This is a genomic window from Microbacterium sp. (assembly GCF_031178525.1).
Lineage (GTDB): Bacteria > Actinomycetota > Actinomycetes > Actinomycetales > Microbacteriaceae > Microbacterium.
This window is the reverse complement of record NZ_JAPSJA010000057.1, coordinates 1-12,244: the sequence shown is the minus strand read 5'-3', so window position 1 is coordinate 12,244 and position 12,244 is coordinate 1. Positions and strand designations below refer to the sequence as shown.

At 69.9% G+C, this 12,244-nt stretch carries 9 protein-coding genes; 5 read left to right on the top strand and 4 right to left on the bottom strand.

The window, feature by feature from the left end; all coding sequences use genetic code 11:
- Window positions 1-580 (top strand): response regulator (locus RIF89_RS05800; RefSeq protein WP_309068193.1); only part of this gene is annotated, 580 nt, incomplete at its 5' end.
- Between the two features lie 144 nt (window positions 581-724).
- Here the strand turns inward: RIF89_RS05800 and RIF89_RS05795 are convergent.
- Window positions 725-1,213 carry a SprT-like domain-containing protein gene (locus RIF89_RS05795; RefSeq protein ID WP_309068192.1) on the bottom strand — a complete coding sequence of 163 codons (489 nt, stop codon included), beginning with the start codon at window positions 1,211-1,213 and terminating at the stop codon, window positions 725-727.
- 52 nt (window positions 1,214-1,265) lie between these two features.
- Complete coding sequence (locus RIF89_RS05790; protein ID WP_309068191.1) at window positions 1,266-1,832, bottom strand: TetR family transcriptional regulator; 567 nt, start codon at window positions 1,830-1,832, stop codon at window positions 1,266-1,268.
- Window positions 1,833-1,910: 78 nt separating this feature from the next.
- On the opposite strand from RIF89_RS05790, the gene RIF89_RS05785 reads away from it, so the two are divergent.
- Window positions 1,911-2,477: a dihydrofolate reductase family protein gene (locus RIF89_RS05785; protein ID WP_309068190.1), complete on the top strand. Its 567-nt coding sequence runs from the start codon at window positions 1,911-1,913 to the stop codon at window positions 2,475-2,477.
- A 31-nt stretch (window positions 2,478-2,508) separates the two neighbouring features.
- On the opposite strand, the gene RIF89_RS05780 is transcribed toward RIF89_RS05785, so the two are convergent.
- Together RIF89_RS05780 and RIF89_RS05775 are read right to left on the bottom strand one after the other, a co-directional pair.
- Complete coding sequence (locus RIF89_RS05780) at window positions 2,509-3,036, bottom strand: hypothetical protein (protein WP_309068189.1); 528 nt, start codon at window positions 3,034-3,036, stop codon at window positions 2,509-2,511.
- Between the two features lie 92 nt (window positions 3,037-3,128).
- Entirely contained in the window at window positions 3,129-3,989 is an 861-nt protein-coding gene (locus RIF89_RS05775) for a fused MFS/spermidine synthase (protein WP_309068188.1), read from the bottom strand.
- 166 nt (window positions 3,990-4,155) lie between these two features.
- Between RIF89_RS05775 and RIF89_RS05770 the strand changes: the two genes are divergently transcribed.
- The 3 genes from RIF89_RS05770 to RIF89_RS05760 all read left to right on the top strand — a co-directional run.
- Entirely contained in the window at window positions 4,156-5,301 is a 1,146-nt protein-coding gene (locus tag RIF89_RS05770) for a benzoate/H(+) symporter BenE family transporter (RefSeq protein ID WP_309068187.1), read from the top strand.
- Window positions 5,302-5,538: 237 nt separating this feature from the next.
- The gene (locus RIF89_RS05765) at window positions 5,539-7,134 is read left to right on the top strand and encodes a LuxR C-terminal-related transcriptional regulator (RefSeq protein WP_309068186.1); all 1,596 of its coding nucleotides are present in this window, start codon (window positions 5,539-5,541) and stop codon (window positions 7,132-7,134) included.
- A gap of 169 nt (window positions 7,135-7,303) precedes the next feature.
- Window positions 7,304-12,244, top strand: a 4,941-nt coding sequence (locus RIF89_RS05760; protein WP_309068185.1) for a hypothetical protein, incomplete at its 3' end; no start/stop codon positions are given.

Genomic DNA, 12,244 nt, shown 5'->3' with positions numbered 1-12,244 from the left:
TGAGCTGCGCGACGCGGTCGCGCGCGGCGAGCGGATCCACCTGCTGCTGCTCGACCTGAACCTCCCCGACGGCCACGGGCTCGACCTGTGTCGCGAGCTGCGCGCATCCGGACTCGCGGTCGACGTGGTCGCGGTCACGGCCGTGCGCGAGCTGGAGGCCGTGCGGCGGGCGGTTGCGGTCGGAGTGGTGCAGTACCTGATCAAGCCCTTCGTGTTCGAGGTGTTCGCCGAGAAGCTCGCGGCGTACAAGGACTTCTTCGACCGGATGCGCGCCCCGGTCTCGACCCTCAGCCAGCGCGAGGTCGACACGGCGTTCGCCGCCCTGCGCACGTCGAACGCCCCCGGCCTTCCCAAGGGGCTTTCCGAGGACACGCTCGACGCCGTGTCGCAGCTGCTCGCGGACGGCGCCGATCCGCGGTCGGCCACGGAGGTCGCGGAGGCACTCGGCCTGTCACGCGTCACGGCACGTCGCTACCTCGAGCATCTCGCCGACCGCGGCGTGGCCGTGCGCGCCGCCCGTCACGGTTCCCGCGGCCGTCCCGAGCTCGAGTACTCCCGCCCGAGAGCCGCGCCGGAGTGAGTCGGCGCGGCGGCCATCCGCCCGCCGTCCCCGGCTCGCCGTCCCGCATCGGTGCGACGAATGCACGACTCGAGCGGCCTCTCGGTGCTCAAGCCGCACCTCTCCGGGCACCAGCAGACAGCGGCAGCCGCGCGCCGCGCCGGATCAGCGCGGCGTCGCCGCCGCCATCCGCGCCGCCGCCGTGATCTCGCGGTGCTGCCAGCGGAACTGGTGGCGCGCGTCGAACCGCGGCGCGCACTTCACGCACGACATCGGGCGCGTCGGGCGGCGGTGCCGATACGCCTCGTGCCCCGCGGGGCAGATGCCCACCCAGGGGGCGAGCTCGTTCGCGGTCTCGCCGCGGTGCGTGGTGCCGCCGACGTATCCCAGCTCGGCCGCGATGCGCTTCCAGGCGGGCCCGTGCCCCGCCGCCGGCCCCGCGAGCGCGTGCGCGACCTCGTGCAGCAGCGTCTGGTGGTTCGTGTCGTCGTCGTAGCGCGCCGTCAGGTAGCGCGACACCGAGATGCGCTTGCGCGCGTAGTCGCACAGCCCGGCCCGGCGCTTGGCGTTGTCGAAGCCGAACGTCCACGACGGATCCAGATGGTGGTCGATGAGGGCCTGCGCCCACACCCGCACGCGATTCAGATCCGACACATCCGAAACGCTATCCGCCGTCACGGACATCCGGACGTCTCGACGCGGGTTCTCAGGGCAGCAGCCGGGTCACGAGCTGGTCGACGATGTCGTCCGTCGAAGTGTCCGGATCGATCGGCACCGTCAGGCGGTCGAGCATGAGCCCGTCGATCGCGTAGTGGAAGAGGGCGATCTCGGCCCGCGTACCCGGCAGTCCCGCCTGTTCGTTGAAGGCCACGTCCGCGTCGAAGCCGCGACGGCGCCACGCGCTCAGCGCGTCGGCGACGGCGGGACGTCGCGCCGCCTCGAGCCGCAGCTCGAACAGGGCGAGGGACACATCCGGATCGGCCGCGAGGCGCGCCACGACGTCGCGGATGTACGTGGCGAACAACGCGCGCGTCGGCTCCTCGGCCGCGCGGGCGGCGAGGACATCCGGGTCGGGCGTGAGCCGCTGCTCGATCCGGCCGACCAGCTCGGCGATCAGCGCGTCGCGCGTGGGGAAGTAGTTCGAGGCGGTGCCCCGCGGTGCGCCGGCCGCGGCGTCCACCGCGCGGTGCGTCAGCCCCCGCGCGCCGGACTCCGCCAGCACCCGGATGCCCGCGTCCGCGAGGGCGGCGCGGCGATCGTCGTTCCTCGCCATGAACCGAGGGTAGCGCGAACCACGACATCTGTCGTACTCTGCTATCAACCACTACACATGTCGTGATTGGAGCGCAGGATGCGCGAACTCGTCTACTACGTCGCCGTCTCCCTCGACGGCCACATCGCGGCCCCCGATGGGGCTTTCGATGCGTTCCTCGTCGAGGGCGACCACGCCGCGGTGCTGTTCGGGGAGTTCGGCGACGCGATCCCGGCGCACGTGCTGAGCGCCCTCGGCCTCGAGCCGCCGCGCACCCGGTTCGACACGCTCGTGATGGGCTGGAGCACCCTGGTCCCCGGCCTCGAGATCGGGATCGACAGCCCGTATCCGCACCTGCGTCAGTACGTCGCGAGCCGTGGCGACAAGCAGGTCACGCCGGACGTCACGCTCACGCGCGATCCGGTCGCGACCGTCCGCGAGCTTAAGGCCGAGGACGGTCTCGACATCTGGCTCGCGGGCGGCGGAGAGCTCGCGGGCGCGCTGCTGGACGAGATCGACCGGCTGGTGCTCAAGCGCAATCCGTTCGCATTCGGATCCGGCATCCCGCTGTTCGGTGGGGCTCCGTACGAGCCGCGCCGGTTCGAGCTGGCGTCGGTGCGAGCGTTCGAGTCCGGCGTCGTGATCGAGGAGTACGTGCGGCGCTGACTGCCCGTGCCGGGCGAACGCCGAGCAGGTCTCAGCTGGCGATCGACGAGCGCTGGCGGCGCCGGTCGGCCGCCTCGATGCACTGCATCGTGGGCTCGAGTTCGGCGTCGGTCGCGCCGGACTCCTGGCGCAGGAACAGCGACTGCTTGAAGTCCGCCCGCGCGCCGTTCATGTCGCCGGCGTCGTAGCGCGTCTTGCCGCGGTGCTGCAGCGCGAACGCCGCGATCGAGTTCCAGCCCTGGCCCTCGGCCTCGTCCGCGCACGTCGACAGCTCGTGCTCGGCCGCGCCGTACGCGCCGCGCCACTGCTGCACGGATGCGTGCAGGATGCGTGCGCGCAGCAGGTCCTTGCGGGTGCCCGACATGCGCGCCAGACGCACGGCCTGCTCCGACAGGGCGAGGGCGTCGTCGAGCTGGCCCAGGACCTTCAGCAGCCAGACGCGCTCGAGCAGGGCGGGCAGGCTGCGCTGCTGCCCGATCTCGTCGAGGCGCTCGCGGCACTGGGCCGGGTCGACGATCTCGCGCAGAGTCTCGGGGTCATACCCGTGGATGTAGCTCACTCGCGCAACTCCCTTCCCGCGGCCGTGCCCGTCCAGTGTGCCCCGGACGTCCGCGATCCGGAGCAGGCCACGCCCACGCGCGCCGGATCGGGCTACCGCTCGAACAGCACCGCGCTGGGTTTGGGTGAGTCGGTGGCATCGCCGTCCACCGCCGGGCGCGCGCCCTGGATGAACGCGTCGATCTCGGCACCCTGCGCCACCTTCGCCGGATGCGGCCCCGCCGCCATGAGCCGCGGCAGCCAGTCCGTCGGCAGGGGAGCGGCCGACGCCGCGATCACGAGATTGCCGAACCGGCGGCCCTTCAGCACCTGCACCTCGGCCAGCACGACCACCTCGGGAAGCACCTCGCGGATCGTCGCGACCTGGCGCCGCGCGAACGCCAGCCCGGATCCGTCCGCCACGTTCACCAGCAGCACGCCCGCGGGCGCGAGCAGCGCCGCGGCCGCGCGGTAAAACTCGACGGTCGTGAGGTGCGCGGGCGTCTGCGCGCCCGAGTACACGTCCGAGACGAGCAGGTCGACCGATCCGGCCATCGCCGCGGGCAGGCGCGAGAGCCCCTCGCGGGCGTCGCCGATCCGGATCCGGATGCTCGCGCCCCGCGGAAGCGGCAGGTTCTCGCGCACCAGGTCGACGAGCGCCTGCTCGAGCTCGATCACCTGCTGCCGCGATCCGGGCCGCGTCGCCTCGATGTACCGCGGGATCGTCAGCCCGCCGGCGCCGAGATGCACGGCCGTGAGCGGCCCATCGGAAAGCTGGTCGATCACGGCGCCCATGCGTGCGACGTACTCGAAGTGCAGGTGGGTGGGATCCGACGGATCGACGTGCGACTGCGGCGTGCCGTCGACGTCGACCTCGTAACCGTTCGCGTACTCGCTCGGCACGACCCGGGCGATCCGTCCGTCCGACAGCCGGGCGCTGGGCGTCTCCGCCTCGCCGCGCCGCTGTCGTCCCATGCGTCCAGGCTACGGCCGCGACCTCCCCTCGCCCCTCCCGAGGCGAGACCTCACCTCCGCGGCGAGCCCCATCTCGGCCGCGAGACCTCACCTCCGGCGCGAGACATCACCGTGCGGCGATGTCTCGTGGCGCGGATGAGGTCTCGCGGGTCAATACGCTGAACGGATGGATCGCGGACGCGTCGCGCTGGCAGGGGTCACCACGGCGCTGGTGGGCTTCGCGAGCTCGTCGGCCGTGGTGCTGGCGGGGCTGCAGGCCGCGGGGGCGACCACGGCACAGGCCGCATCCGGCCTCGTGGCGCTGTGTCTGACGCAGGCGCTCGGCATGCTCTGGCTCGCCCAGCGCACGCGGCTGCCGGTGGTGCTGGCGTGGTCGACGCCGGGCGCGGCCCTGCTCGCCGCCGCGACGGTGCCGGAGGGCGGCTGGCCGGCCGCCGTCGGGGCGTTCGCGATCACCGGTGCGCTGATCGTGCTGACCGGGCTGTGGCCGGCCCTGGCTCGTGCGGTCGCGGCGATCCCCGCGCCGATCGCGCAGGCGATGCTCGCCGGCGTCCTGGTCGGACTGTGCCTCGCTCCGGTGCGCGCGCTCGTCGACCAGCCGTGGGACATCCTGCCGATCGTCCTGGTCTGGCTGGTGCTGATCCGCTTCGCTCCGACCTGGGCGTCGCCCGCCGCGTTCGCGGTGGGACTCATCGTGCTGGGCGTCGAGGCGGCGCGGCACGGCGGGCTCGCGGGGCCCATCCTCCCCGTGCTCGACCCGGTGCTGCCGGCATTCACCTGGCAGGCGGCGGTCGGCATCGCGCTGCCGCTGTACGTCGTCACGATGGCATCGCAGAATGTGCCCGGATCGGCAGTGCTCGCCTCCTACGGCTACCGGCCTCCGTGGCGGGAGAGCATGATCGTCACGGGCATCGGCACCATGGCCGGCGCCCCGTTCGGGGGACACGCGATCAACCTCGCGGCGATCACTGCCGCGCTCGCCGCCGCGCCGGAATCGCATCCGGATCCCGCAGAGCGGTGGCGCGCGGTCCGGGTCTCGGCGCTGCTCTACCTCCTGCTCGCCGCGCTCTCCACGGCCCTGACCACCTTGGTCGCCGTCGCCCCGGGCGTGCTCGCCGCCGTCGCGGGCCTTGCACTGCTGCCGACCCTCGGGTCGTCGCTGCGGGCCGCGATGGGGGAGGGCCACGGCCGCATCCCCGCGGTGATCGCCTTCGTCGTTGCGGCGAGCGGCATCTCGGTGCTCGGGATCGGCGCGGCTTTCTGGGCTCTGGTCGCCGGGCTCGTCACCCACGCGCTGCTGCGCGGTCGCTGATCGTCGGACCGCAGGCTCCGGGGACCCGGGTACGACTACCCGGGCACCGGGTGAAAACACGGGGTGGAGATCCCGATATGCCGGGTGAACCTGATATCCAAGAGGTGGGGGATGTCCGTTCGGCCTTTTTCAAAGGCCGGATACACGGACGCGCGCGATCGCGAGGGGGAGCTCGGGTCGGTACCCGAGTTCCTCCGCCGGCGGCGGCGGTGGCGCGTTGATCTGGAGGTAGGGCGCGTGGGGAAGCAGTTCTTGGGCGGGTCGCGGGCGCCCGAATGCGTGTCGACAGACCCACTCGGTGAGCTGCGGAACGCTCTGGAGTCTGGCCGGGTCGATCTGGCGAACACACAGGTGATCGGATCCTGGGCCGGTCTGCTCGATGCGCACGCCGGCGAGGTGAGGGCTCTGCTCTCACCGCTTGCCAGCAGTCAACTGGTGAGGTATCCGCTGCTCGGGCTCCTCCTCGGCTTCGCGAGCTTCACGGATCCGGCCACACGACCGCGCGCCTCGCGCTACTTCGAGATCGCGGTGCTCGCCGCGCGCTCGCGCGCCGCGGAGGCGCCGATGCCGGAGCGGATCGCACTTCACTGCGCCGAAAGCGCCGCGCTGCGGCATCTCGGTCAGATGAGCGAGGCGACAAGCGCTGCGTGGACGGCCGTGCGCCTGCTCAACGTCGCCCCGGACGAGGATCTCTCACAGATCGACCAGCTGCCTCGGCTCTACGCCGACCTGGGATGGACCCTCTTCGAAGGCGGCCGCAGTGAGGACGCACTGGTCGCGTTTCTGCGGGGCCTGTCGGCATCCGGGCCGCTGGCCGACAGCAACGGCAATCTCGCGGCGATCTGCGCCATGCAGGCACTCGAGGGGGACATCGCCTCCGCTCGCGACAACATCGCGCGTGCCCGGGCCGGAACGACGGATGGCGGGGTCGGCCCACGGGGGCGTCTGTACGTCGAGCTCGCCTCGGCCCTGCTCAGCCTGGAGAGCCTCGATGCCGATGCCGCGGCACAGCATGTCACGGCCATCGGGCCGGTCAGTGCCGTGACCGACGGGTGGATCGAGTACGCGCGCCTGAACGCCGCCACTGCGCTGGTCGCAGGCCGTCCCGGTGAAGGCCTCGCCGAGCTGGACCGGGTGATGCGGATGCGCGTGAGTGATGGCAGGTCGCGCTACGCGCAGTGCCGGCTCGCACCTGTCCGGGCGCTTCTCCAACTGGCGCTCGGCAATCTTGAAGCCGCTGGCGCCCTGTTGCGCGAGACTGGCGGGAAGACTCCGCAGATCCGGATCGGGTTGGCGCGGGTGGACCTCGTGCGCGGTCGCTTCCATGCCGCACTGAACGCCGTCGCCGCGCTTCCCGTCGCGCGCCTCTCGCCGCGCACCGTCGCGGAGGCGGCCGCCGTCGAGGCCGCTGTGCTCCTGCGCCTACCGAGCACTCCTCGAACGCGCGGCGCAGTGGATCGCTTGGGGGCACTGCTGCGATCGACGGGTCTCAGACTGCCTGTGGCCTTCCTGCCGCGCGGCGACTTCGAGCGAGTGCACGCGGCGCTGACCGAGCGTGGCTATGGTGACGTCTGTACGGGGGTCCGTGCCGTGCTGCCCGATCTCTCCGGGCTTGCGCTGACCGCTCGTGAAGCGGCGCTGCTGCGCGCGCTGGCCGAGCCCGACGCATCGCGCGCCGGCATCGCGCAGCAGCTGCACGTCTCGGTCAACACCGTGAAGACGCAGCTGCGCCTGCTGTACCGCAAGCTCGGCGTCTCCGATCGCCAGGCGGCGCTCGCGGTCGCTTTCGAGCGACGGCTGCTGGACGAGGACGACGAGGCGCCAGTCCTGTAGCGCCGCTGCCCCGATGCGGCGCGGGTGATGCCGGGGTGAAGATCCCCGCGAAACCTTGGCTGGGGCGGACGCCTCCGTGAAAGCTGAATGCTTGGTGAGTGCTCGCTGTGTGGGCGCTGGCCGATCCGCCGATCGTCCCATCGGCGGTCTGCATCACATGGGGGATTTCATGAGCAGCATCCTTTCGGCGAGCCCGGGAAGACGCAGGCGCGGTGTGCGCGCCGCGCTGTCCGCGGCGACCGCGTTCATCGTCGCGGCCGGCAGCGTGCTCGTGGCCGCTCCGGCGACCGCGGCGACGGTGTACGAGATCCGCGGGGCGTGGGAGGACGGTACTCCGTCGACGGTGGGGCGAGGCGACGTCGTGAACGCCATCTGGCGGGTGAACGTCAATGACGACGCGGCCGCGCCCGCGAACGAGCCGGTCGACAACGTGACGTTCACCGTGACGGCGGCGAATGGGATCTTCCAGGAGATCCCGGATCTCTGTCTGACCGCAGACGTCGATCCGGCATCCTCGATCTCCGAGGATGGCCGAGTGCTCACCTGCAACCTGGGCACCGTCATCCAGGGAACCGCCGTCGTCGTGCAGACGCCGACCGTGGCAACCGGCTCGACCGGCGATCAGATCACCGCGACGGGCGAGATCGCGGGACAGCAGCAGCCTCTGACTCCCATCGATATCCAGAACGCCTTCGCGATGGATATGCACTTCGGCCAGAACACCGAAGTCACTCGATGGAACGCTGGAGGAACCGCTCTCACCCTCGACCTCCAGTGGTCGCTTCGTCTCGGCAAGGGGTCGGACCCTGGTCCGAACGAAGTCACGTATCGTCTGAATCTCTCGGAGCTCAACGGCGGCGCGATCACTGTCGGCGCACATCCGAGAGGCGGACAGGTCGGCTGTAGTCCGTTCGAGTTCTACTCCGCCCAGGGCCACCCCTGGTCTGAGCTTCCTGGCTATCCGCTCGATCAGCAGGCTCCCTTCGTCGAGGAGTGCGTCCTCACGGAAGTCGCTCCTGGCCAGTTCGATCTGACTCTGCGCGGCATCAACTACGACCTGGTGCAGGTGCCGACCAAGGATTCCACGGGCAGGCCGCTTCCCACGGACTGGACCTACATCGCCAGCGGAAGCCTCTGGTTCGATGTAGCCACGAACCAGCAAGGCTCTGTGACCCTCCAGTCCAGCGCGCCTACCTACGAGTCCACGACAGGTTTGACTTCGACCGACTTCACGACCAACAACACGACCAACAAGTCGTACACCCGGCCGGGAACGTGGAGCGCTGGGTGGGATCGAAGCTGGACGAGAAGCGGCGGCCAAGCCTGGGATGACTCGTACCGCATCTCCGCGGGCACCAACGTGCGAGCTGTTTCGACCAACGCCTTCTGGACGGACACCGCCGCTCCTGACGCTCTGTACGGCTCCTGCATCACGCTGGACACCAAGTACGCGACGTATGTGAACGCCACTCCTTGGGCGACCGATCACCTCACCGGAACCGGAGCTCACCGATTCGAGCCGACCGCCACCGAGTATTACGTCGGCGGCGATCCCCTTCTTGACCCGAACAGCCCGCAGTACGACCCCAACCAGTTCAACTGCGGCGCGGATGCAGGAGGCTGGACCACCACTCAGCCCGAGAACCCGGCAGACGTCAAGGCCGTTCGCATCACCTTCCCGTTCTCGGCTTTCGAGGAAGAGGACGCGACGTACCTCCAGCTGTACGTCCAGCAGACCATCAAGCCTGACCTGGAGATCGGTCAGGACGTATGGATGTTCGGCGGAGTGATGCAGAACGGAGCGTGGACGAATCCCACGGCCGCCTATCGTCCGATCATCGAGACCGCAGACGCTCGCTATCCGCACACCAACGGTCGCCGCGACATTCTCCGCATCATCTACGCAACGCCGTCCATTCAGAAGTCCGTCGATCGCTCTGTCGTCAAGGCGGGCGAGCCTGCCAACTTCACGCTGACGTATGCGGCGAACGGTGCCGGTGCGATTCCGCCGACGGTCGATGACTACGAGATCGTGGACACCCTGCCGGTCGGCATGACCTACGTCGAAGGCTCTGCTGATCCGGCTCCTTCGATCACCGTGGAAGATGGTCGACAGGTGCTCAGGTGGTCGCTCGATGGCGTACCCACCAACGCCCCGCAAGCGCTCACTTACCAGGCGGTTGCCGGGAACTCCGTGACGCCGGGACAGGTGCTCACGAACACGGTTACCAGCTCGCTGGCCGGAGAGACCTCTCTTCCCTCCAATGCTCAGGTGACGCTGAGCACGAGCGGCAACACGATTCTGGGCAAGACGACGGATCAGTGGTTCATCGCGAACCCGGACGGTGACGGCTCGGGCGAGTCGGGGTCGTGGACGGTGACGCTGCGGTCGCAGGACCCGCTGCCGCAGGCGTTCACCGACACGATCGACATCCTCCCGTACAACGGTGACGGGCGAGGGACCGACTTCGCCGGCAGCTACGACGTGACGTCGGTGGATGCGCCTGCCGGGTCGACCGTCTACTACACGACCGAGGATCCCGCCAACCTGTCCGACGACCCGTCCCACGCCTCGAACGGCGCCGCAGGCGACCCCACGGGGAACCAGGTCGGCTGGTCGACCACGCCGGTGCCCAACCCCACGGCGATTCGCGTGATCGACGGTGAGCTGGCTCCGGGTGCGACGCGTTCGTTCGTGGTGACCATTCAGCCGGACGGCGCCGAGCCGGGGGATGTGTACGTCAACCGCGCGCAGTCGATCGCTGAGCACACCGAGCTGGTGATGCGCACGTCGGAGCCGCTGACGATGGGCACCTACTACTCGGTGTCGCTGAAGAAGTATGTGCAGGGTCGCGAGGGCGACTGGGTCGACGCGAACGACGCGGCCGAGTACCCGTCCTTCCGTGACGGCGAGGATGTCACATACCGGGTCGTCGTGACGAACACGGGTCAGGGCACCCTGCGCGACCTGGTCATCACGGATGACCAGCAGCCCGAGCTGGGGTCGTTCGAGATCGATGAACTCCTGCCGGGTACGGACAACGCGCACGTCGAGGAGTACACGATCACCCTCGGCGAGGGTGGCGCGGACACGCTCATCAACAACGCGTGTGTGAACGCGCCGCGACCCGCCGACACCGAGGAAGACGTGCAGGAGAGCTGCGATCCGGCCGGCATCATCCTGGACGGCGACCCCGAGCACGAGAAGACCCTCGTCTCGGCGACGCCGGTCGGGAACGGGCAGTGGGAGCTGGTCTACGACATCGACGTGACGAACACGACGGTGCACGCCACGTCCTACGACCTGGACGACACGCTGCGGTTCACGGACGAGGCGACGATCGTCTCCGCCGAGGTCACCGACAGCCCCGACGGGGTGACGCTCGCGACGCCGGCGTGGAACGGTCAGGAGGACATCCGGATCGCGACGAGCGTGCCGCTGCTCGGTACGGATGACGCGGGCTACGCGGCGCACCGGTACGAGGTGACGGTCGTGGCGGAGGTGCCGTTGTTCCTCCCGGGTGCAGGTACGGCGGATGATCCGACGCAGTGCGGTGCCGAGGGGGATGACTCGGCGCGTGCGTTCAGTAACACGTCGGCGCTGACGGATCGTGCCGGTGAGGTCGAGGAGGATCGGGCGTGTGCGCCGATCCCGTCGATCGACATCGCGAAGTCGGTCTCCGAGGGTCCGACGCCCAACGGGGATGGCACGTGGACGGTGGTGTACGACATCGTCGCCACCAACGCCGGTGACGCGGACGGCGTCTATGACGTGACGGACATGATGACCGCCGACGGTGACCTGGTGGTCGAGTCGGGCCGGGTGATCACCACCCCGGAGGGTGTGACGGCGTCGCCGGATTGGACGGGTCTGGGTGCTGCCCAGACCGATCCGGAGAACCTGATCGCCGCGGACGTCACCCTGCCCGCGGGTGGGGCGCACACCTATCAGGTGGAGGTCGTGCTGTCGGTGGATGCGGCAGACGGTGCCCCCGTGGTGACGTCGTGCGATGCGGCCGGTGGTGGCAGCGGTGGTCTGTCGAACACGGCGCAGGTCGAGCACAATGACCTGACCGATGACGCCGCGGCGTGCATCACGGTGGCGTTCATCACGGTCGACAAGACCGTCGCTTCCGGCCCGGTCCCGAACGGGGACGGCACCTGGACGGTGGTGTACGAGATCGTGGCCGAGAATGTCGGCGCCGCTGCCGGTGACTACGACGTGTACGACCAGCTGCGTTTCGGTGAGGGCATCGAGATCGAGTCGACCGACATCACCGCTCCGGCGGGTGTGACCCTGGCGAGCGGCTGGACCGGCCTGGGGGACGCGGCCGACGCGGCCGAGAACCTGATCGCCGGGGGCGTGACGCTCGAGGCCAGTGCCAGCGACACGTACGCGGTGGAGGTCGTGGTGTCGATGGACGAGGACACGATCGATCCGTCGGTGCTGCAGTGCCCCCCGCCGGGCTTGGGCCTGTCGGGCGGCCTGGCGAACGGGACGCTGCTGGACCACAACGGCATCGAGGTCGTCGACGCGACCTGCCCGACGCTGCCGCTGATCGATGTGGACAAGTCCATCTCCGATGGTCCGACCGGCAACGGTGACGGCACGTGGACGATCACGTACGATCTGGTCGCGACCAACTCCGGTGCGGCGGAGGGTCTGTACGACATCGCCGATGAGCTGCAGTTCGGTGAGGGTATCGTGATCGAGTCCGCCGAGGTCTCCACGACCCCGGAGGGTGTGACGGCCAACGCCGACTGGAACGGCCGCGGCGAGAACAACATCGCAACCGACGTCGCCCTCGAGGCGGCAGGGACGCACACCTACAAGGTGCAGGCTGTCGTGTCCCTTGACCTCGACAGCGTGACGCCCGACTCGCTGGGCTGCACGCCCGGGGGGGCCGGTGGGCTGGCGAACACGGTGGAGTTGACCCATAACGGTGAGACGCGGTCGGATGACGACTGCGCCCCGCTGCCGCTGATCGATGTCACCAAGTCCCTCTCGGGTGCGGTGGTGCCGGTCGAGGGCGAGGAGGGCGTGTACGACGCGTCCTACGAGATCACCGTCACCAACCGCGGGGCCGCGGTTGGTGACGGTGATCTCGTA

Excerpts from the sequence above, each read along its gene's own strand:
- RIF89_RS05790 (WP_309068191.1), bottom strand. The coding sequence starts at position 1,832 with ATGGCGAGGAACGACGATCGCCGCGCCGCCCTCGCGGACGCGGGCATC.
- RIF89_RS05785 (WP_309068190.1), top strand. The coding sequence starts at position 1,911 with ATGCGCGAACTCGTCTACTACGTCGCCGTCTCCCTCGACGGCCACATC.
- RIF89_RS05775 (WP_309068188.1), bottom strand. The coding sequence starts at position 3,989 with ATGGGACGACAGCGGCGCGGCGAGGCGGAGACGCCCAGCGCCCGGCTG.
- RIF89_RS05770 (WP_309068187.1), top strand. The coding sequence starts at position 4,156 with ATGGATCGCGGACGCGTCGCGCTGGCAGGGGTCACCACGGCGCTGGTG.